The sequence below is a fragment of the Acidovorax sp. A1169 genome, from assembly GCF_030704685.1.
Lineage (GTDB): Bacteria > Pseudomonadota > Gammaproteobacteria > Burkholderiales > Burkholderiaceae_C > Acidovorax.
The window spans coordinates 183,850-202,536 of record NZ_JAUZDX010000010.1 but is presented as its reverse complement, the minus strand read 5'-3'; the positions used below and the strand labels follow the sequence as shown (position 1 = coordinate 202,536).

Here is an 18,687-nt window from a genome sequence, read left to right as displayed (position 1 = left end):
GTGCCCGGCACCACGTCGATGAAGGCGTCGTGCGTCTTGGGCAGGTTCAGGTGGACCGCGTCCATCACCTCCTGCGTGGCATGCGGGCCGGTCACGGCCAGCACGCTGGGGTGCATCTGGCGCACCATGTTGCCCCCGTCCGCGCCTTCGCGCGCACCCAGGCAGCCGGTGACGATGACCCGGCCGTTCTCGGCCAGCGCCTCGCCAATCGTGTCCAGGCTTTCCTTGACCGCATCATCGATGAAGCCGCAGGTGTTGACGATGACGAGATCGGCCCCGTGGAAGGTCTTGGAGGTCTCGTAACCCTCGGCGCTCAGCTGCGTCAGGATCAGTTCTGAATCCGTGAGGGCCTTGGGGCAGCCAAGACTTACGAAGCCGACCTTGGAAATTCGGGCAGCTCTGCGGTCGCGACTGCGTCGTAAGTATCTGATTTCATTTGATTTTCGCGGGGCGATCTAGCTGATTAACTGGGACCCAATTGGAAGCCAGCCCACTGATTTGACCCGACGCGCTGCAAACGTACCCGCTCAAGGTCCCGACATTGGCGGTCAGGGCAAGCTGCGGGTAGAGTCCCTCATCGCCACCGAGGCCGAGTGCGCTGCGTTGACTGCGTCAAGCCCTTGATCGGATGGAGTCCAGAGAGTCGCAGTACCGTGTCTCTGACCCGACTTCCTTTGCGCTCCCTGCAGTCAAGCACCAGGCAACTCCATTTCAACGCGCAGCCCCCCAGTCGGCGCTGATTGCAGGCGCATACTGCCGCCGTAGAGGCTCGCGAGTTCACTCACTATCGCAAGGCCCAGGCCGCTACCGGGCACTGACTCGTCCAGTCGCGCCCCGCGAGCCATGACCGACTCTCGCCGGTCCGCTTCGATGCCAGGCCCGTCGTCATCGATCACGATGCGCAGTGGGCTGCCGGACGCCAATCCAGATGTGGTCACGCTGACCCGAACCTCATGCCGAGCCCATTTGCAGGCGTTGTCGAGTAGGTTGCCCAACATTTCCTGGAGATCCTGTACTTCGCCTGCAAAGGCCAGTTCGGGCGCCATCGGCAGGCATTGCAAGGTGACGCCCCGTTCGGCGTGCACGCGCTCCAACGCGCGCAGCAAGCCACTCACAACGGGCTGCAACGGCACCCTGGCCCCCGGCACACCTTGCGCCGCCGCAGCCCGGGCGCGCGCGAGATTCCAGTCGACGTGGCGACGTGCAACGCCCACCTGCTCTTCGACCAGCGCGGCCAACTCTGCACCGGAGGCCTCTGGCTTGCGCAAGGCCACCGCCGCAGCCTGCGACATCGCAGCCAGTGGGGTTTTGATCGCATGAGCGAGATTGCCGGCCTGCGTGCGAGCCCGCTCGACGACTTCGGCATTGCGATCGAGTACGGCGTTGAAGTCATCGACCAGGGGCTGGACCTCCGAGGGAAACCGACCGATCAGTCGCGGGCTCACACCGGCGTGAACGCCCACCAAGGTGCGCTGCAGCGCCCGCAACGGCGCCAGACCGATGGCCACCTGGGCTAGCGCAGCTGCGCACAGCAGCACGAACAGCGTTGCCAGCGAAGCAGCCAGTACACCATTGAAGCGCGTCACGGCAGCAGCCGATTCGCTCAGGTCGGCCGCAACGATCAGGCGCCAGGGCGTGGCCGCAGCGCCGTCCCGCGTGATCGTGCGCTCTACCAGCAGCAATCGTGCGCCGGCGGGTCCCGCTTCCTCGTGCACATGCACGGATCCATGAGCGAGCACGTCGTTGGGAACCGACAAGGCAACGTCCCACAATGATCGCGACCTCAAAACGCCACGCTGCCGCGCGGGACCTGCGCCGTCGATCTGCCAGTACAAACCTGAGTAAGGGCGCGACCAACGTGGGTCGCTCAGGGTCTGCGGGTCAATTTGCGGCTGCCCTGCTGCGTCAAACTCCAGCCGCGCTGTGACCTGATCGAGTTGCACAGTCAGGCTCTGGCTGAACTGGCGCATCACGTGGTCTCGGAAAAGTCCTCCCAGCATGAGACCAGCCAGCACCAAGGCAAACGCCAAGGCCACCAGGGTCGCAGCCAGCAAGCGAAAACGCAGTGAGTGCCTCCAGTGGCTGGCGATCAACTGTTTCAAGACGGTGTCACCAACCGGTAGCCCATACCGCGAACGGTTTCGATGGTGTCCGATGGCAGCTTACGCCGCAGCCGGCCAACGAAAACCTCGATGGTGTTGGAGTCGCGCTCAAAATCCTGGGCGTACAGGTGTTCTGTCAGCTCGGTGCGCGAGACCACGCTGCCCGGGCGATGCATCAGGTAGGACAGCAAGCGGAACTCATGGCTGGTCAGAATCACGGGTTGCCCGTTCAACGTGACGCGGCTGCTGCGTGTGTCCAGCGTCAGTGCGCCGCACTGCAGCAGTGGCGAGGCAAGGCCTTGGGCGCGGCGTATCAGTGCGCGCATGCGGGCCAACAGCTCCTCCATGTGAAATGGCTTGGCCAGGTAGTCATCTGCGCCCGCGTCAATGCCGGCCACCTTCTCGTGCCAGCTGTCGCGCGCCGTCAGGATCAGCACGGGCAGGGTCAGCCCGGCCTGGCGCCATTGTTTGAGTACGCTGATGCCGTCCAGCATCGGAAGCCCCAGGTCAAGGATCACGACATCGAACGCCTCGACGGCACCCAGATGGTGCCCGTCACGGCCGTTGTCGGCTTCATCGACCGCATAGCTCGCCTCTTCGAGCCCGGCACGCAACTGGGCGCGAAGCGTCGGATCGTCTTCGACGAGAAGCACTCTCATACCGTTGGCAGCAAGTTGGGGCGGTTCACTTGGAGGTGCCTTTCGGGGTCTCGGTCAGGCGGGCCGCGTCGCGATCTGCCTTTCGCCTGGCTTGCACAACCTGCCCGGTGGCGGCGTCAAACTTCAGCTTCAACAACTGACCGTCGGCCTGCAGCAGCTTGACCTCGTAGATCCAGCGACCCCCTTCCCGCTCAAGCTCCAGTTCAAGCACCTGGGCGGGATGCGTGCGCCGCAGCCGCTCCAGCAAGGTCGGCAAGGGCAGTACCTGGCCTGCCTCCAGAGCCGCACGCGCCTTTTCATGGTCGTGGCTGTCGCTGGCCCAGGCGCCAGGCCATATCAGCGCAGTCAATGCAAGTCCATGGCCGGCACGAAGCCACCATGTCGAGTTGCCTCGAACGAGATGGTGGTCAATGAAGCGGATGACTTTCACCGGGCCATTGTCGACCATCGAATCTGAACCGTAAGTGAACGCGTCATTCAGAGTCAGTCGAGGTCAGCAAACAACGCCATTCGGTTTGACCGAAGTCCAGGCTGTTTCATCGCCATCGAAGGACGATGAACGGAGGATGAATGGATCGTTCAGCCTGCATACAAGCTGCCTTTTCAACAATGCATCCAAACAGGCAAGCAAAGCCTCGTGCATACCGACGCTGCACTTGCAGCACAAGCAGCTTGCAAAACGCCCACCCCAGTGCAAAAGGACATTTCCTTGAAATACCCCAGATCTCTTCGCAAAGGCTTGCTGGTTCTGACTTTGGGCCTGGCCTTGCTACCCGCATGGGCCGATGAAGACTGCGACGCACCGCTGAGTCACTGGCAGTCACGCGATGCTGTGCGGCAGATGGCCTCCGCACAGGGTTGGCAGATCCAGAGGTTGAAGATCGACGACGGCTGCTACGAAATTCGGGGCACTGATGCCAAGGGTCGCGCCTTCAAAGCCAAGATCGACCCGGAAACCCTGAAGGTGCTGAAGATGAAGCCAGACGACCGCCAGCATTCGCGGGAACGCGATCACGATGAAGAAGGCTCCCCGCGGCAGGCTCGACAGCTGCCGCCAGGCGGCACGGCGCCGCCATCACCGTTGTCGAACCCTGGCAGCGTGCCGCGCGGCCAGATCGAGTAAAGCGCCACCTCCACAGGAGCATACCCATGTCCAAACCTCTTTTGACCCTTCTTGCCAGCGCCTGCGCGATGGCCATCCCCACAATGGCACACAGCCGTCCGGTCTCGCTGACCGTTCAGCTCAAGAACTACGGGGGCGACGGCGCCTATCTGGCGGCCTATCTTACCGATGCCAAGGGTGCCTATGTGCGCACGCTTTGGGTGGCCGGCGGCAAGGCAAAGTACCACAAGCACCTGTCCGAATGGAGCCGCATCTCCTCCGGCGACGCCAAGCGCCTGGATGGGATCACCGGCGCCAGCGTGGGCGCGGGGCGCACGCTCAAGGTCAGCGCCGATCTGGCGAACGCAATGATTGACGCAGGCTTTGAAATCCGCATCGACGCTGCTGCTGAAGACATGCGCGACAGCCCGATGGAAGTGCGCGTGCCCCTGTCCACCGCCAACATCGGCAAGCCGCAGGCTGGCAAGCAGTACATCCAGTCCGTGGCCTTCCAGCTCCCGTAAGGAATCTTCGCATGAGCTGGAAAACCATCCATCGCTGGCTGGGGCTGACCATCGGCACCTTGGCCGTGGTGCTGGGGGTCACCGGCGCAATCTTGGCGGTAGATCCCGTGCAGCAGGCGTGGCAAGCGCCCGCTGCGCCCGGCGATTTGCCTGTGGCCACGCTGGTGGAGCGAATCTCGCGAACCGTCCCGGGCGCGGAAGAGATTCGCCACCTGCCCTCGGGGGCCATCGTGGTGTTCAGCTTCGCCGGCGACCTGCCGCAGGCGCAGTACGTGGACCCTGCCGACGGCCGGGTGCTCGGGGGGTGGCAGGCCACGACGCTGCCGCGCTGGTTGAAGAACCTGCATCGCTCACTGCTGCTGGGCGACGCCGGGCGCTGGGGTGCAGCGACCATCGCACTGGCCATGGGCTTGGTGTGTGTCTCTGCCCTGGTGCTGCTGCTTCGGCGAATGGGTGGCTGGCGGCGCTTGGCTGCGCGGGTGCGTGGTTCGCTGGCGCAGCGCATCCACGTGGTCACCGGCCGCGTGGTGCTGGCCGTGCTGTGCCTGACATCAATCACGGCGCTGACCATGAGCGCATCCACCTTGGGGCTGGTGGCGCCAGACACCCGGGCCGAGCCCGCAGTGCTCTCAGTGCTTGCCGGCAAGCCTGCCTTGGCCGGCACCCAGTTGGCCGCGCTGCAAGGGCTTGCCGTACGGGATTTGCGCAAGCTGAACTTCCCCGGAGCCACCGACCCGCAAGACACCTGGAGGGTCGATACGACCCAGGGACAGGGTTGGATCGACCGCTATTCAGGCCGGATGCTGGCCTGGCAGGACAAGACCTTTGCGCAAGGTGTGTACGAATTGGCCGTGACACTGCACACGGGCCACGCTGCATGGCCCTGGGCTGTGGTGCTTGGGCTGGTCGGCGCCAGTGTGCTGCTGTTTTGGCTGTCGGGCCTCGTCATATGGTGGCAGGCACGCCGTCAAGCGCCACGCATCACCGGCAACACCCCGCTGGCACAGGCCGACATGCTGATCTTCGTGGCCAGCGAAGGCGGCAGTACCTGGGGTTTTGCGCAAACCCTGCAAGACGCACTATCCTGCGGCGGCCACCGCGTGCACACCACGGCGCTGGAGAACTTCAGCACCGCGGCCGCCACGCGGCAGGTCTTTGTGCTGGCGGCAACTTACGGCGAAGGCCAGGCTCCAGCCCATGCAAGCCACGCCCTGGCACAAATCGCCAAGCTCAAAGCGAGCACTGTGCCGGTGGCGGTGCTGGGCTTTGGCGACCGGCAGTTTCCGGATTTCTGCGCCTTTGCCAAAGCGCTGGATCAGACGCTGCGCGCGCAGGGCTGGCCCGTGCTGCTGCCGCTTGAGTGCATCCACCAGCAATCGGGCCAGCAATTCGCGCGCTGGGGCCTTGCCCTGGCACAAGCCTTGAATGAACCGCTGCTGCTCGAACATGTGCCGCGCGTGCCACCGACAGCGGCACTCACGCTCATCGCGCGCCAAGACTACCCCGATGCAAGTGGACAGGCCACGGCGATCCTGCGCTTTGCGTGGCCGGCACAGCGCCTGGTCGCGCGCCTGCGCGGCCAGGCGCTGGCGCGGTTTGCGGCAGGCGATCTCGTCGGCATCGTGCCACCGGGCTCGCCCGTGCCACGCTACTACTCGCTGGCCTCGGGCTGGAAGGACGGGTTTTTGGAAATCTGCGCGCGTCAGATGCCCAGCGGCCTGTGTTCCACCCACCTGCTGGGCCTGCAATTGGGCGACAGCATCGCTGCCTTCGTCCGGTCCAATCCCGGTTTTGCACTGCCGCGGACACGGCGGCCAGTGCTGTTGATTGGCGCAGGAACAGGAGTGGCACCGCTGGCCGGCTTCGTCCGCCGCAACGACGCACGCAGCCCCATGCACCTGTATTTTGGTGGGCGCGACCCAGCGCGTGATTTCTATTTCGGCCCCGAAATCCAACGCTGGCTGGCTGAAGGGCGCCTGACAACGTTGCAGACAGTTTTCTCCCGCGTGCCCGAAGGCGGTGGCTATGTGCAGGACGCCCTGCGCCGCGACGCCGAACAACTGCGCGACTGGGTGACGCAGGGAGCGATCGTGCGCGTCTGCGGCAGCCGCGCGATGGCGCAGGGCGTGGCTGAAGCGCTGGACGGGGTGCTGGCGCCACTGCAGTTGGACGTCGCGACATTGAAGGCCAAGGAGCGCTATGCCGAAGATATCTTCTGACCCGCAAGGAATCTGCAAGCGCACCTTCCTGCACGGCCCGACCATGGGAACAAGGTGGTCGGTCACCGTCGACGCCGACCAAACCGTCGACTTGACGGCCTTGAACCAGGACCTTGCGGAAACGGTGCAGCAGGTTGACGGGCAGATGTCGCCATGGAAGCCGGACAGCGACCTCATGCGCCTGAACCGTGCGCCCGTGGACGCCTGGGTGGAGTTGAGCACTGAACTGCTGCAGGTTTTGAACTACGCGCTCAACGTGCAAGACCTGAGCGCCGGGGCATTCGATCCATGTGTTGGTGAACTGGTCGATGCCTGGGGCTTTGGCGCGGTGCGTGATGCCCCCGATGCGCAAGCGATCAGCGCCGCATGCCAGCCCAGGTCGCACAGCGGCCGCAGTGCCATCGAAGTGGACAACTCCGCAGGCCGTGTACGCAAGCGAGCTCCCTTGCAGATCGACCTCTGCGGCATTGCCAAGGGCTACGCAGTGGACCGCATGGTCAGTGTATGCAGGCAGCACGGTGTGCGGCATGCCCTGGTCGCGTTGGATGGTGAACTCAGTGCCGTGGCCGGCCAGGCCAGCGGCGTGCCCTGGGCTGTGGCGCTCGAGCGTCCTGAGACCGGACTTCGCGCAGTGCACGGCGTCATCGATCTGACTGACTTGGCCGTCGCCACCTCGGGCGACTACCGGCGCTACCTGGAAGTGGGCGGCGCGCGCTTCGCACACACAATGGACCCACGCCGCCGCGCGCCCGTCAACAACGCCATCGCATCAGTCACCGTGCTGGCGCAGAGCTGCATGCAAGCTGACGCCTGGGCCACTGCCCTGCTCGTGGCTGGCGCAGCCGAAGGCCTGGCATTGGCTCAGCACAGGAGCCTGGATGTGCTGTTCCTGATTCGCGGTGCAGGGGGTTTGACGCAGGTAGGACTGGGTCAGTTTTGCCGCTAGCAAGCTGCGTCTCTTCTCTCAGGCTTGCGCCCAGAAATAACCACCCCCTTCCGCCATAGGCGGAGGCTCAACAAGGGTCGGCCAAACAAAGCGGCAGGCAGCAATCTCTGAATCCCAGGGAGTGTCAAAGAACCTTTGCACAGCAGACAAGACGCTCCCGGATTAACCAAAAAGACCAGCACTGTGCTACCCACTCACCTCCACCCGCACGACATGCCCCCGCTCGATACAGCAGGTGAAATGGCGCCGCGCCGCCCCACCCTGCAGGCACTCGAACGACAGGTCCCAGGGCTTGTGTTCAGCGCCATCGGCCGGAATCGACAGAGCCACCCAGGCGAACGCCTCCCGCCAGTCGGCCGGAAACGGCTTGCGCAGCCACTGTTCGTACTCGCCGATCAGCAGGTCCTCCCCTTTGTGAAAGGCCAGGTCGGGGTCCTGGGTGTAGCGCTCGAAAAACGCCACCTGCCCCGGCACTGGCTCGGCCTCGCCCGGGGCCTCGATTGCCAGGGTCAGGGGGCGGCCTGCAAGCTGGGTCTCGCCTTCCCAGTAGGCACCGTGTTTGGCGCGGATGAGCAGCAGACCGCCAAAGACGGGGTGTTCGAGCTTGCGGCCCCCTCCCCCCAAGAGGCGTTGCAGAAAGCCCATGGCGACCTCCGCTCCGTTCGGTTCAGCGCTTGAGGCCGAAGGCCCCCAGCATCTGCTCCGTCTGCTTTTGCATCTGCTCCTGCATCTGCGTGAGCATGGACTGGGACTGCTCCACGTAGTTGCCCATCATGCCCTTGAGCATGGGCGACTGCAGGTTCATGAACTGCGCCCACATCTCTGGCGTGACGCTCTGGCTCTGCTCGGCCAGCTTGGCCTGCACGTCGGTGAAGGCCTGCACATTCTTTTCGAGGTAGGCGCCCATGAAGCCCTGCATGGCATGGCCGTAGAAGCGGATGATGTTGGCCAGCACGGCCTCGGTGAACATGGGGGCGCCGCCGGCCTCTTCTTCCAGGATGATCTGCAGCAGAATGCTGCGCGTGAGGTCCTCGCCCGTCTTGGCGTCGCGCACCACCACGGTGTGGTGGGCCATCACCAGTTCGCGCACTTCGGACAGCGTGATGTAGGTGGAGGTGTCGGTGTCGTACAGGCGGCGATTGGGGTACTTCTTGATCACGCGCGGTGCAGACTTGCTGGTGGCAGATGCGGCTGCGGTGGCTCCAGCGGGGGCGCTGCTCTTCTTGTCGGGCACTACGGACTCCTCGGGCGCACGGGCCCATCATGGGTGGTATCTGTCAATCTATTGCAGTGCAACAGATTCTAGGCAGTGCCAGCCCCTGGAACCGCAAAGGAATACCCTGATTCGCGAGAGTCGCGCAGTTGACAGCAGAATGACCCGTGCGGAGGGCCGCGCCCGGCGCCCCGAAAAAGAAAAAGGGGCGCGCACTGTGTGCCGCCCCTTGCGTACCGCCCTTTGAGGCGCGGATCAATGGTAAGTGTAGGTCGCGCTGTAAGGCACAGCCAGGCCCGACACACGCAGCGTCATCTTGATGGAGCCCGTGCCCGAGATGACATCGAAGGTGCAGACATTCAGCGTCCAGTTGTTGGCCAGCGCGCTTTGCTGGCTCTGGGTGATGGGCAGGCGCAGCGACGCATCGCTGCAGAACTCCTGCTGGCTCAACGGCCGGGTCACATTGACCAGCGTGATGGGGTTCTGCGCCGTGCTCACGGCCGTCACACGCACGTCCAGCAGGTGGCCTGTGGAACCGGGGCCGGTGAAGGGCGGATTCGTCACCACGCCGCCATAGCTGACCAGGCTGAACGAGGGATTGCCCAGGCTCACTTGGGTGAACAGGTCCTTGCCGACGGTCAACTGGGGCAGGTGCAGCAAATTGCCGGTGCTCAGGAACTGGATGTCGTCTCCCACCACGGCGGGGTCATTGGCCTTGAGCAGGCCCACATCCAGCAGCTTGATCACCACACTGAAGTACTTGGCGTTGTCGATCTGCAGCGTGGGCAGGCTCAGCGTGCCGGTGGCGCCATCGAAAACCGCCGGATCTGCTGCCTGGGCCCCTGCCATGGCGCTCACGAGAAACGCCGCAACCGCGAGGTTCTTGGGGTTCAGTTTCACGTTTGATCTCTCCTGGGCCCGTACCGGACCTGTAACCGTTAACGTACATCGTAACAACTGAGTCGGGCAACAATCTGTGGTGCCCGACTGGAGGCGTAGCGCATGCACCACACCTCAATGACTGTATTGTCCGCCCGAGTGGGGCTGCTTGCTGGTGATCAAGGACACATCCCCGTGCATAACGCGCCTCATTTTTCAGCACCAATGGCCATCATTCACCTCACAGAATATGACAATAAGCACCAGCCCGACGGATAAGGCGCTCCACCATCGCCAATAGCATGGAAACTGGGGGCTCAGCTCGCCGCAGGTATAGGCATTGGCTGGCATACGCGGCCCGGGCACAGAAGTACGGTGGTTGCCAGACCACCACTATCCAAGGAGTTCGCCATGCCCGCACCCGCACCCCAGCCCATGCCCCCCATCGACACGCCACCGCTGGAGCAGCCGCCCCAGCCGGCCTGGGCGCCCGCGCCGCCCCAGGGCGACCCGCCGCCCGGCCCTGCTGAGTCGCCCGTGCAGGATCCGCCACCGCATTTTTGAGCGTTGGTACAGGGGCGAAGGTGCCGTTGCTGCACGCGGGCGGTAGCCGCCGAAGGCGGTTGCGTGGCCGATGGGCGTGTCCCCCCGGGCGTGCCCACCCACAACCCGCACCGCCCGGCGTGCCTCAGGCTCGCGCTGAATCCGAGGTAGCTATCGGTTGGGCTGCGGCACCGCTGCGTAGTTGGACGCGATGGCCTGTACCACGGCACCAATCAGCACGGCATCCCCCGCATGGGTGGGCAGCACCTCCTTGACAATCTGCACGGCGTACTGGAGTTGCTCTTTGGCCAGCGCCGCAGACATGGCATTGCCACGTTTTTCATTGGGCGCAGCATCGCGGATTGGCAGGGACATGGGGGGCTTTCACAAGGGAAGAAAGCACAGAGTATGAACTTCGCGCTATGGCCCTTTCCCCATCACGCGGGGCCACGCACTGCGCCCCATGCAGGCCAGGGGGTCTGTACCCGCTCCTTGGCGATGGAATCGCGTGCGTTTTGTGCCGGGGGCTGTTAGAACGTGTTTACGATCTTGAACAGATTCTGACAAGCAGGGGGAGACGTTTCTCCCGCGCCACCGGTGCTGCCCAGACAGCCAGTGCGCGCGGCTCCACTTTTGCAACAGGGATGGATGAAAGGCAAGGCCTGGCAGGTGTTTTCATCGCGAACCGGCGCTCCACGGTCTGCCAAAGACCGCTCATCGCTGCGGCTCGAACCGTGGCGGGTGTTCCTGTTCGTGTTTGCATTGGCAGGCGTGGCCATCCTCCTGCAGTTGCTGAACGCGCGCCAGACGATCCGCGAGGCGGAGGAGGCGCGGCTGCAGGACGTGAGCCGCTATGTGTCGGAGAACCTCACGCGTCAGCTCAAGGGCCTGAACGAGGCGCTGACCCGCATCAGCCGCGACTACCGCGCCTCGGCGCTCACCGCATCCAGCGCCGATGCCTCGCGGCAACTGCACCTGCTCACCGACGTGATCCAGGCCGTGCGCGGGCTGGCGGTGCACGACGCCAACGGCACGGCCGTCGCGTCGGACCGCGCAGCCGACGTGGGCCGGGATTTTTTCGCGGCAGAGTTCTTTCGCAGCGTGCACAGCAGGCCCGACCCGCGCGTGCTCTACCTCTCGCGCCCCTCGGCATCGGACGAGGAGGGCGTGGCGCTGTACCTGTCGCGGGCCATCTTCGATGCCGAGGGCCATTTTTCGGGCGTGGTCAGCGCCACGCTGGACGATGAGTTCTTCGCCTTCATCATCCGCTCCGCGCTGTTCGCACCCGACATGCGGGCCACGCTGGCGCATGCCGACGGCGAAGTCTTCGTCACCGTGCCCAGCATGGGCACCGAGCGCATGGCCAGCCTGGCAAGGCCGGGCTCCGCGTTCGAAGCCCATGTCAAAAGCCAGCGGCAGACCACCGTCTTCGAAGGCCTGGTGCCCGCCACGGGCCGCGAGCGGCTGGTGGTGCTGGCCAGCGTGAAGCCGGTGGGCCTGGGGCTGGACAACACCGTGGTGCTGGCCGTGAGCCGCGAGCGCTCGGAGGTCTACGCCCCATGGTACGCCCAGGTGCGCATGTACGCCATGCTGTACGCCGCTCTGCTGGCAGCAGCCACCGGCCTGCGCCTGATCGAGCGCCGGCGCCTGCGCCGGCTGCTGGCGCACGAAGAAGCCTCGCAGGCCGCGCTGCAGCTGACGGCGGCCCGCCTGGAGCGCGCGCTCGACGGCGCCCAGCTGGGCCTGTGGGAGCTGCAGGTGGACTCGCGCCAGCTGCGCATCGACGCCCGGGGCGCGCGCATGCTGGGCTATGGCGAGGCCGAGGTGGTGCGCCCCATCGAGGAGTGGACGGCCACCCTGCACCCGGCCGACCAGGCCGCCAACGCCGCCGCCTTCTCCGAGCACCTCCAGGGCGCCAGCACGGCCTACGAAAACGAGTTCCGCGTGCGGGTGCAAGACCGGTTCGTGTGGCTCTTCAGCCGCGGCAAGGTGACCGAGCGCGCCAAGAGCGGTGCGCCCCTGCGCATCATCGGCACGTTCATGGACATCACACCGCGCAAGACCAGCGAGGCCGCGCTGGCCGACGCCGTGCTGCTGCAAAAGAAGTCCGGCGAAATCGCCCGCATCGGCGGCTGGACACGCGACCTCACCACCGGCCAGTCGCAATGGACCGACGAGGTCTACCGCATCCACGACCTCGATCCGGGCGGCGCGCCGGACCTGCCGCGCACCCTCGACTTCTACACCGAGGCGTCGCGCCCCCTGATCGCCGCTGCGGTAGAAAAATGCGTGCAGGACGGCACGCCCTGGGACCTGGAGCTGCAGATCGTCTCGGCCAAGGGCCGCCTGCTGTAGGTACGCACGCAGGGCGAGGCCATCTGGCAGGACGGCGCCATCGTGCGGATCACCGGCGCCTTCCAGGACATCACGGCCCGCAAGCAGGCCGCGCTGGAGCTGGAGCGGCTGAACGCCACGCTGTCCGAGCTGTCCTACCAGGACGCGCTCACCGGCCTGGGCAACCGCCGCCTGTTCGACGACACGCTGCAGGCCGAGTGGGCGCGCCACGCACGCCAGGGCGCGGCACTGTCGCTGCTGATGGTGGACGTGGACTACTTCAAGCGCTTCAACGACCGGCACGGCCACCAGGCGGGCGACGAGTGCCTCAAGCGCGTGGCGGGCGTGCTGCGCGAGGCGCTGTGGCGATCGCACGAGCGCGCCATGCGCTATGGCGGCGAGGAGTTCGCCATCCTGCTGCCCGAAACCACGCGCGAAGGCGCCCGCCTGGTGGGCCAGCGGATGCTGGACGCGGTGGCCGCCGCGCGCATCGCGCACGGCGCCTCGCCGCTGGGGGCCTGGGTCACGCTGAGCATCGGCGTGGCGTGCATTGCGCCATCGATGGAGGCCAAGCCCGCCTCCCTCACCCGGAGGGCGGACATGGCGCTCTACCAGGCCAAGGCACAGGGCCGCGCGGGGCTGGTCGTGGAAGACATGCCCCCTTGAAGGGGCGCAGGCTCTTACCTGCCGGCGCCGCCATCCAGCAAGGCGCGCACCCTGCGCGCCATGTCGTCCACCTCGAAGGGCTTGGTGAGGATCTCCCTGCCAGGCGAGGCAAAGGGTGCGGAGGCCGAGACCTTCTCGGCATAGCCCGTCATGAACAGGATCTTCAGGTCGGGCCGCTCGGCGCTGGCCGCCTCGGCCACCTGGCGGCCATTGAGCCCCGGCAGGCCGACGTCGGTGATGAGCAGGTCGATGCGGCGCTGCGGCATGCGCAGCTGGTGCAGCCCCGAGGGGCCATCGTGCGCCTCCAGCACCTGGTAGCCCAGGTCGCGCAGCACCTCGGCCACCAACTCACGCACCAGGGTTTCGTCCTCCACCACCAGGATCACCTCGCCCTTGCCCGCCGCCGTGGCGCTGAGTGCGGGCAGTGCTTGCGCGGGGCCGTCCTCGGCGTTGAAGTGGGCCGGCAGGTAGATCCTGACGGTGGTGCCCTGCCCATACTCGCTGAAGATGCGGGCGTGGCCTTCGGACTGGCGGGTGAAGCCATAGATCATCGACAGCCCCAGGCCCGAGCCCTCGCCCACCGCCTTGGTGGTGAAGAAGGGCTCGAAGGCATGGGCCAGGGTCTCTGCCGTCATGCCCATGCCCGTGTCGCTCACGGCGATGCACACGTACGGGCCGGGCTGCACGCCGTGCAGGGCCGCGGCGTAGTCCGCATCGAGCTCGGCGTTGTGGGTTTCGATGACGAGACTGCCGCCGCCCGGCATGGCGTCGCGGGCGTTGATGGCCAGGTTGAGAATGGCGCTTTCGAGCTGGTTCTCGTCGCACAGAGTGGTCCACAGGTCGGGCGCCAGCTGCAGCGATAGCTCCACCTTCTCGCCGATGGTCTGGCGCAGCAGGTCCTGCATGGACAGCACCAGCGGATTGGCGCGCACGGCCTTGGGGCTGAGCGGCTGGCGCCGCGAGAAGGCCAGCAGCCGGTGCGTGAGCCCCGCCGCGCGCGAAGTGGACGCCAGGGCCCGGGTGACATAGGTATCGAGGTCGGTCGCCGTGCTGTGCACCCCTTGCCCCAACCGCTTGCGCAGCACCTGCAGGTTGCCCATGATGCCCTGGAGCAGGTTGTTGAAGTCGTGCGCGATGCCGCCGGTGAGCTGGCCCACGGCCTCCATCTTCTGCGCCTGGCGCAGCGCGTCCTCGTGCAGGCGCAGCTGCTGGCTGCGCTCGGCCACCTGGGATTCGAGCGTGGCGTTCAGCGTCTGCAGCGCCACCTCGGCCTTGCGGCGCTCTTCGATCTCGCGCTGGGCGGCCTCGAACAGACGGGCGTTGTCGATGGCAATGGCCGCCTCGGCCGCCAGCAGGGCCACCGAGCGCTCCGAGCGCTCGGTGAACACGCCCGGCTGCGCGTGGCCGAAGAACAAGCCGCCGATCACATGGCGGGCCCGGTCAATCACCGGCACCGCCAGGTAGCTGGTCACGGCCAGATGGCCCTGGGGCATGCCGTTCCAGGGCGCGCTCCGGCCGTAGCGCGGGTCCTGGGTGATGTCGTCCGAGCGCACGATGCCCTCGCCCGCAAACGTGGGGCCGAAGATGGCCGTGTTGCGCGGCATGGGAAAGCCCTCGAACGCCGCGCGCGGGGCACCGGACAGGGTGTACAGCGTGTAGCTCTCGCCCGCAGCATCCACCAGGTTGTAGAAGAACGCGCCGAACTGCGCGCCGGTCACTTCCACGCCCGCATCGGTGACGGCCTGCACCACCAGGGCCAGGTCGTTCTCGCGCGCCAGCGTGGCGGCGGCGCGGTTGAGGATTTCAAGGGTGCGCTTTTCCTCGCGCAGCGCGTCCTCGGACACCTTCCACTGCGTGCGGTCGCGCAGCACCTTCACAAAGGCCACGGGCGCTGCGGCGGGGTCGGTCACCGGGGTAAGCTCGCCCACCGCCCAGAAGCGCGACCCATCGGCACGCATGCGCCAGCCCTCGTGGCCGCCGCGGCCCTTGGACTGGGCGTCGGCCATTTCCTCGGTCACGCGCGCCTGGGGGTTCGTCTCTGCGGGAAAGATGCGCAGCAGGGTCTGGCCCAGCATCTCCTGCTCGGACAAGCCCAGCAGCCGCACGGCGCCGGGATTCCAGCTGAGCACGGCGCCCCGGCTGTCCAGCGCGATGATGGCCGTGTCGGTGGCGCTGTTGATGACGATCGACAACGCGGCTGCGCTCAGTGGCATGGGGTGCGGTTTTTTATATTGGCATATTCTCCCGCGACCTCACGCCCAGCAAATATCGGGAGCGCTCGCGGGACAGGAAGCGTCACTTTACATTCTTGGCCGGGTTTGAACCACCCGGGTGTTCATGGATGCCGCCACGGCCCGGCACAGGGCCGGCCTTGCGGGCGCGCACGGTCAGCCTTCGGGATCGGGCAAGGCCATGCAGTGGTCAAAGAAGGCATCCAGTTCCGTAGATTTGTCGAACACGGCATCGGCGCCCTGTGCCAGGCAGCGGCGGCGCATGTCGAGCGTGGCGTAGTTGGACAGCACGAACACATGCTGGCCGGGATTGCGCTGGCGCACGGCCTGCAGCACCTCCAGGCCCGAGCCGGCGGCCAGAAACAGGTCCACCACCATCAGGTGCCATTGCCCGCGCCAACGCTCCACCGCCTGCCGGGCACCCGAGGCAGTGGTGGCAATGGCAACAACGCGGGCATTGGCCAACTCTTCCAATGCCGGAACCAGGGTCTCACTGATGGTCTTGTTGTCTTCGACGAGAATGGTGATGAGAGGCATCGTGGAACGTGCCGGTTACACCGGTTATTGGGAAGCTGCCTACAATCTAAGCCCGTACATGGTCACTGCCTGTAGGCCGTTACCCCGCATGCACACGATTGTGTGATTTTTTCCCCCTTGAGCCGAGCCCCCACCATGCCCAGCGAGTCGAAACCGTCCCAGGCATCCGAGATCGCCGATGTCCTGAACCAGAACAGCGAAGCGGCCGAGCAGATCAAGGCCACGGCCAGCGAGCTCAACGTGGTGCACGCCGTGCTGTCCACGCAAATCCCCACAGAAGCGCTGGAGGGCGACCTGCAGGCCGCCGTGGAGCGCACCGACGAGCTGGAACAGCAGCTCAGCGAGACGGCCGAAGCGCTCGAAAAATCCAACGATCTGCTGCGCGAGATCGATGCCCAGCAAACCGCTGCAGCCGCCGCTGCAAAAAAATAGCCGGATTGCCACCCCATGGGACGGCGGCATCGTCCTACAGCCGTGCAGCCACCTGGTGCGCACACTGGGCTTTTTGCAGCGGAGGCCCCATGGCCACACCATCCCCATCGCCCGACGGCAAGCCCCGCAAGGACCCCGACCGCCCCACCCCGGCCTTTACGGAAGCCGACGCCTCTGCCGGAAAACGCAAGCCTGCGGACACGGCGCCCGAGCGCGGGGACACTACGCCTGCAGCGCCTGCGCCGCATCCACCCGAATCGGATGTGGACCCTGAGACCCCAGCAAGCATCAATTCACCATGACGGGGATGGGTGGGCACAGCATGGTGCAGGCCAGTACTGCGTACAGTCAGCGCGGGCTCACAGCGGTGTCAGCGCCTCTGGCAGGCACGACTCCTCATGCCCGACGAGACGAATCCACATGCCGCTTTTGCGGATGATGATGTAGTCGACGGTGACGACGCGGCCTTTGTAGAGAAATCGGGAACCGGGCTTGTACAGAACCATGGGAGCAGAGAGAAGGCGGATGGCAGGCGGCAAGCGCCAGCAAGAAACAGGCCTTCGATGGTGCCCGCGCATGCGCCATGGGGTTGTGACACCCGCGAAAGACCTGCTGCTCTACTGGGCTGCTACTTGACTGACGCGCGGGGGGCCGCGCCATCCTGCCGCGCGACAACCCAAACCAGGGACTCTTAGTGCTCGCCCACCACGGCGCGCGGGGCAGATGCATCCACGCTGGGCGCGGACTGAGAAGAGACCAACTGCGTGGCAGCCGGCAACTGGCTGGCCAGGGCTGCCTTGATCTCTGGCGCGGCCATCTTGAAGGCCACCACGCACGACACCACCAGCACCGCAATGACCGCAGAGATGCCGAACACCCGCGAATCACCCGTACTGTCGGCGCCCTGCAGCATGCCGTAATTGCCCGATGTGTTGCTCATTGTTTTCATGTGGTTGCTCCTGGCTGTGTGTTGCAGTGAAGTTAACGGCCAGCGGGCGCCCAGGCTGTCGGACAAATGCCATTCCTGGATGTCGAAAACCCGCAACCCCCGCCTGCCTGCAAGCCCCCTCGTGCCATGAAAAAAGCCGCCTGACAAGGCGGCTTAGGGGGCGCAAATGCAGCGACGGTTTACATCCGGTTCCACGGCCACTCGCCGCACTTGGCCTGCGACACCGTCACATTCGCCAAGCGGCGCATGGCGGTGTCGTCGTAGATGTAGCTCAGGCGCACACCGGCCTGCAGGTCGGGCGCCACATGCGGGTCGCGGCACAGCGTGCCCAGCAGCTCGCGCTCCACCACGGCCTCGAAATCCGGCCGCACGCCGGCCGGGCTGACCAGGAACTTCACCGTCACATGCCGGCCCGCGTGCGTGGCCGAGGTGGTCAGGATGCGCTCGTCGCGCCGCTCGCGGGCGTCGGAGTTGTACTCCTCGGCCAGGCGCTTGGCCCGCACCTCAGCGGACAGGCGTGCGCCCTTCTCCGTGGGCGCCTTGCCCATGAGGTAGTTTTCATCGCACACGCGCAGCGCGATGTGGATGCCCGTGGGCGTGGGCTTTTCGGTGGCGTTTTCCACACAGCGGTCGTACTGCGCCCGCGCCCTGGGGCCCAGGTCCTCGCGCGCGCGCTGGGGGTAGTCCTGCGCCATGGCGGCAGATGCACAAAGCAACATGGCGCCAAGCGCCGCGCCGCGTGCCAGTGGTGGCATGGTTTTCATGGTCGATTTCCCCCGGTTTCTTGTAGGTTCATGCATGGGTGCGGTCTCTGCAGCGAGCCTGCAGTGTGCTCGCCGGCCGCACCTGCGGCAAGCCGCGTTGCGCTCGGTAACCAGTGCTGCGCAGGGCACTCGCCCCGCTGCGCTGTTGGCGCAGCGTCAGCCTGCGGCAAACGCCACCACCGCCACCAGCAGCATCACCGCAGCGGCCGCCAGCCACATCACGCGCGGGCTGTACTGGCCAAACTCCAGTTCCGCATCCTCTGCCAGGCCGGCATCGGCAAAGGACATCTGGCGCTGGAATGGTTTGCTGGTGCTCATGGTGCTCTCCCGGTGGTAGATGTATGCAAAGGTAGCTGGCAAGCCCAGCCCTCCGTGTCAGACAAGTGCCCATCCTCGCAGCAGATGGGGCCGGTGGCGTTTTTGAAAATGGCTGCGGTGTGCAAAACCGCACGGAGAGCAGGCCCAAAAACGGGGGCAAGCTGCCCGGCCCTGTGGCGGCCCGTTGGAGCGATAAAAAGGGGTCCTTGTCCCACGCCCCCACAGCGGCATCCCTTGCACGCGCATTGCCACCACTGCGCCACCATGGT

22 protein-coding genes and 1 pseudogene are annotated in these 18,687 nt (G+C 65.8%); 9 read left to right on the top strand and 14 right to left on the bottom strand.

Annotated features, from left to right (window positions below; translation table 11 throughout):
* Positions 1 to 2: 2 nt before the first annotated feature.
* The 4 genes and pseudogenes from rimO to QYL93_RS17960 all read right to left on the bottom strand — a co-directional run.
* A pseudogene (gene rimO / locus QYL93_RS17975) lies at positions 3 to 431 on the bottom strand (30S ribosomal protein S12 methylthiotransferase RimO); the annotation flags it as partial.
* Between the two features lie 258 nt (positions 432 to 689).
* A complete protein-coding gene (locus tag QYL93_RS17970; RefSeq protein WP_305744919.1) occupies positions 690 to 2,102 on the bottom strand; it encodes an ATP-binding protein in 1,413 nt (470 codons plus the stop codon).
* A complete protein-coding gene (locus tag QYL93_RS17965; protein WP_305744918.1) occupies positions 2,099 to 2,761 on the bottom strand; it encodes a response regulator transcription factor in 663 nt (220 codons plus the stop codon). Before QYL93_RS17965 ends, QYL93_RS17970 begins: the two co-directional genes overlap by 4 nt.
* 25 nt (positions 2,762 to 2,786) lie before the next feature.
* Positions 2,787 to 3,209 carry a PepSY domain-containing protein gene (locus QYL93_RS17960; protein ID WP_305744917.1) on the bottom strand — a complete coding sequence of 141 codons (423 nt, stop codon included), beginning with the start codon at positions 3,207 to 3,209 and terminating at the stop codon, positions 2,787 to 2,789.
* Positions 3,210 to 3,470: 261 nt separating this feature from the next.
* On the opposite strand from QYL93_RS17960, the gene QYL93_RS17955 reads away from it, so the two are divergent.
* Genes QYL93_RS17955 through QYL93_RS17940 form a run of 4 tightly spaced genes read left to right on the top strand, consistent with a single transcriptional unit; the run spans position 3,471 to position 7,552 of the window.
* Entirely contained in the window at positions 3,471 to 3,884 is a 414-nt protein-coding gene (locus QYL93_RS17955) for a PepSY domain-containing protein (RefSeq protein WP_305744916.1), read from the top strand.
* Positions 3,885 to 3,910: 26 nt separating this feature from the next.
* The gene (locus tag QYL93_RS17950; RefSeq protein ID WP_305744915.1) at positions 3,911 to 4,387 is read left to right on the top strand and encodes a DUF2271 domain-containing protein; all 477 of its coding nucleotides are present in this window, start codon (positions 3,911 to 3,913) and stop codon (positions 4,385 to 4,387) included.
* Positions 4,388 to 4,398: 11 nt separating this feature from the next.
* On the top strand, positions 4,399 to 6,606 hold the full coding sequence (locus tag QYL93_RS17945; RefSeq protein ID WP_305744914.1) for a PepSY domain-containing protein: 2,208 nt from the start codon (positions 4,399 to 4,401) through the stop codon (positions 6,604 to 6,606).
* Positions 6,587 to 7,552 (top strand): FAD:protein FMN transferase, encoded by a 966-nt coding sequence (locus tag QYL93_RS17940; RefSeq protein ID WP_305744913.1) that lies wholly within the window; start codon positions 6,587 to 6,589, stop codon positions 7,550 to 7,552. Before QYL93_RS17945 ends, QYL93_RS17940 begins: the two co-directional genes overlap by 20 nt.
* A 186-nt stretch (positions 7,553 to 7,738) precedes the next feature.
* Here the strand turns inward: QYL93_RS17940 and QYL93_RS17935 are convergent, their stop codons facing one another.
* The 3 genes from QYL93_RS17935 to QYL93_RS17925 form a co-directional block, all read right to left on the bottom strand.
* The gene (locus QYL93_RS17935) at positions 7,739 to 8,197 is read right to left on the bottom strand and encodes a hypothetical protein (RefSeq protein WP_305744912.1); all 459 of its coding nucleotides are present in this window, start codon (positions 8,195 to 8,197) and stop codon (positions 7,739 to 7,741) included.
* 22 nt (positions 8,198 to 8,219) lie between these two features.
* The gene (gene phaR, locus QYL93_RS17930) at positions 8,220 to 8,786 is read right to left on the bottom strand and encodes a polyhydroxyalkanoate synthesis repressor PhaR (RefSeq protein ID WP_057264517.1); all 567 of its coding nucleotides are present in this window, start codon (positions 8,784 to 8,786) and stop codon (positions 8,220 to 8,222) included.
* 234 nt (positions 8,787 to 9,020) lie between these two features.
* Complete coding sequence (locus tag QYL93_RS17925; protein WP_305744911.1) at positions 9,021 to 9,665, bottom strand: hypothetical protein; 645 nt, start codon at positions 9,663 to 9,665, stop codon at positions 9,021 to 9,023.
* A gap of 390 nt (positions 9,666 to 10,055) precedes the next feature.
* Here QYL93_RS17925 and QYL93_RS17920 point away from each other — a divergent pair, with 390 nt between their 5' ends.
* Entirely contained in the window at positions 10,056 to 10,208 is a 153-nt protein-coding gene (locus tag QYL93_RS17920) for a hypothetical protein (RefSeq protein ID WP_305744910.1), read from the top strand.
* A gap of 150 nt (positions 10,209 to 10,358) precedes the next feature.
* Here the strand turns inward: QYL93_RS17920 and QYL93_RS17915 are convergent, their stop codons facing one another.
* The gene (locus QYL93_RS17915) at positions 10,359 to 10,562 is read right to left on the bottom strand and encodes a hypothetical protein (RefSeq protein WP_305744909.1); all 204 of its coding nucleotides are present in this window, start codon (positions 10,560 to 10,562) and stop codon (positions 10,359 to 10,361) included.
* A gap of 273 nt (positions 10,563 to 10,835) precedes the next feature.
* Between QYL93_RS17915 and QYL93_RS17910 the strand changes: the two genes are divergently transcribed.
* Together QYL93_RS17910 and QYL93_RS17905 are read left to right on the top strand one after the other, a co-directional pair.
* Positions 10,836 to 12,542, top strand: a complete 1,707-nt coding sequence (locus tag QYL93_RS17910; RefSeq protein ID WP_305744908.1) for a PAS domain-containing protein — start codon at positions 10,836 to 10,838, stop codon at positions 12,540 to 12,542.
* A gap of 42 nt (positions 12,543 to 12,584) precedes the next feature.
* Positions 12,585 to 13,187, top strand: a complete 603-nt coding sequence (locus QYL93_RS17905) for a diguanylate cyclase (RefSeq protein ID WP_305744907.1) — start codon at positions 12,585 to 12,587, stop codon at positions 13,185 to 13,187.
* A 14-nt stretch (positions 13,188 to 13,201) separates the two neighbouring features.
* Here QYL93_RS17905 and QYL93_RS17900 read toward each other — a convergent pair whose 3' ends face one another.
* Both QYL93_RS17900 and QYL93_RS17895 read right to left on the bottom strand, forming a co-directional pair.
* Positions 13,202 to 15,400 (bottom strand): response regulator, encoded by a 2,199-nt coding sequence (locus tag QYL93_RS17900; protein ID WP_305744906.1) that lies wholly within the window; start codon positions 15,398 to 15,400, stop codon positions 13,202 to 13,204.
* 174 nt (positions 15,401 to 15,574) lie between these two features.
* Positions 15,575 to 15,955, bottom strand: coding sequence for a response regulator (locus tag QYL93_RS17895; protein WP_305744905.1), 381 nt, complete (start codon positions 15,953 to 15,955; stop codon positions 15,575 to 15,577).
* Between the two features lie 135 nt (positions 15,956 to 16,090).
* Between QYL93_RS17895 and QYL93_RS17890 the strand changes: the two genes are divergently transcribed.
* Complete coding sequence (locus QYL93_RS17890; protein ID WP_305744904.1) at positions 16,091 to 16,387, top strand: hypothetical protein; 297 nt, start codon at positions 16,091 to 16,093, stop codon at positions 16,385 to 16,387.
* Between the two features lie 89 nt (positions 16,388 to 16,476).
* Positions 16,477 to 16,689, top strand: a complete 213-nt coding sequence (locus QYL93_RS17885; protein ID WP_305744903.1) for a hypothetical protein — start codon at positions 16,477 to 16,479, stop codon at positions 16,687 to 16,689.
* Positions 16,690 to 16,746: 57 nt separating this feature from the next.
* Here the strand turns inward: QYL93_RS17885 and QYL93_RS17880 are convergent, their stop codons facing one another.
* The 4 genes from QYL93_RS17880 to QYL93_RS17865 all read right to left on the bottom strand — a co-directional run bounded on the left by QYL93_RS17880 (position 16,747) and on the right by QYL93_RS17865 (position 18,418).
* Positions 16,747 to 16,893 carry a hypothetical protein gene (locus QYL93_RS17880; protein ID WP_305744902.1) on the bottom strand — a complete coding sequence of 49 codons (147 nt, stop codon included), beginning with the start codon at positions 16,891 to 16,893 and terminating at the stop codon, positions 16,747 to 16,749.
* A gap of 185 nt (positions 16,894 to 17,078) precedes the next feature.
* Positions 17,079 to 17,336, bottom strand: a complete 258-nt coding sequence (locus tag QYL93_RS17875; RefSeq protein ID WP_305744901.1) for a hypothetical protein — start codon at positions 17,334 to 17,336, stop codon at positions 17,079 to 17,081.
* Between the two features lie 179 nt (positions 17,337 to 17,515).
* The gene (locus tag QYL93_RS17870; protein WP_305744900.1) at positions 17,516 to 18,100 is read right to left on the bottom strand and encodes a hypothetical protein; all 585 of its coding nucleotides are present in this window, start codon (positions 18,098 to 18,100) and stop codon (positions 17,516 to 17,518) included.
* Between the two features lie 156 nt (positions 18,101 to 18,256).
* Positions 18,257 to 18,418, bottom strand: a complete 162-nt coding sequence (locus QYL93_RS17865; RefSeq protein ID WP_305744899.1) for a hypothetical protein — start codon at positions 18,416 to 18,418, stop codon at positions 18,257 to 18,259.
* Positions 18,419 to 18,687 lie beyond the last annotated feature (269 nt).

Bases quoted from the DNA above. Each gene is read 5' to 3' on its own strand.
- QYL93_RS17965 (WP_305744918.1), bottom strand. From the start codon at position 2,761: ATGAGAGTGCTTCTCGTCGAAGACGATCCGACGCTTCGCGCCCAGTTG.
- QYL93_RS17960 (WP_305744917.1), bottom strand. From the start codon at position 3,209: ATGGTCGACAATGGCCCGGTGAAAGTCATCCGCTTCATTGACCACCAT.
- QYL93_RS17950 (WP_305744915.1), top strand. From the start codon at position 3,911: ATGTCCAAACCTCTTTTGACCCTTCTTGCCAGCGCCTGCGCGATGGCC.
- QYL93_RS17945 (WP_305744914.1), top strand. From the start codon at position 4,399: ATGAGCTGGAAAACCATCCATCGCTGGCTGGGGCTGACCATCGGCACC.
- QYL93_RS17940 (WP_305744913.1), top strand. From the start codon at position 6,587: ATGCCGAAGATATCTTCTGACCCGCAAGGAATCTGCAAGCGCACCTTC.
- QYL93_RS17935 (WP_305744912.1), bottom strand. From the start codon at position 8,197: ATGGGCTTTCTGCAACGCCTCTTGGGGGGAGGGGGCCGCAAGCTCGAA.
- QYL93_RS17920 (WP_305744910.1), top strand. From the start codon at position 10,056: ATGCCCGCACCCGCACCCCAGCCCATGCCCCCCATCGACACGCCACCG.
- QYL93_RS17915 (WP_305744909.1), bottom strand. From the start codon at position 10,562: ATGTCCCTGCCAATCCGCGATGCTGCGCCCAATGAAAAACGTGGCAAT.
- QYL93_RS17910 (WP_305744908.1), top strand. From the start codon at position 10,836: ATGAAAGGCAAGGCCTGGCAGGTGTTTTCATCGCGAACCGGCGCTCCA.
- QYL93_RS17900 (WP_305744906.1), bottom strand. From the start codon at position 15,400: ATGCCACTGAGCGCAGCCGCGTTGTCGATCGTCATCAACAGCGCCACC.
- QYL93_RS17895 (WP_305744905.1), bottom strand. From the start codon at position 15,955: ATGCCTCTCATCACCATTCTCGTCGAAGACAACAAGACCATCAGTGAG.
- QYL93_RS17890 (WP_305744904.1), top strand. From the start codon at position 16,091: ATGCCCAGCGAGTCGAAACCGTCCCAGGCATCCGAGATCGCCGATGTC.
- QYL93_RS17885 (WP_305744903.1), top strand. From the start codon at position 16,477: ATGGCCACACCATCCCCATCGCCCGACGGCAAGCCCCGCAAGGACCCC.
- QYL93_RS17880 (WP_305744902.1), bottom strand. From the start codon at position 16,893: ATGGTTCTGTACAAGCCCGGTTCCCGATTTCTCTACAAAGGCCGCGTC.
- QYL93_RS17875 (WP_305744901.1), bottom strand. From the start codon at position 17,336: ATGAAAACAATGAGCAACACATCGGGCAATTACGGCATGCTGCAGGGC.
- QYL93_RS17870 (WP_305744900.1), bottom strand. From the start codon at position 18,100: ATGAAAACCATGCCACCACTGGCACGCGGCGCGGCGCTTGGCGCCATG.
- QYL93_RS17865 (WP_305744899.1), bottom strand. From the start codon at position 18,418: ATGAGCACCAGCAAACCATTCCAGCGCCAGATGTCCTTTGCCGATGCC.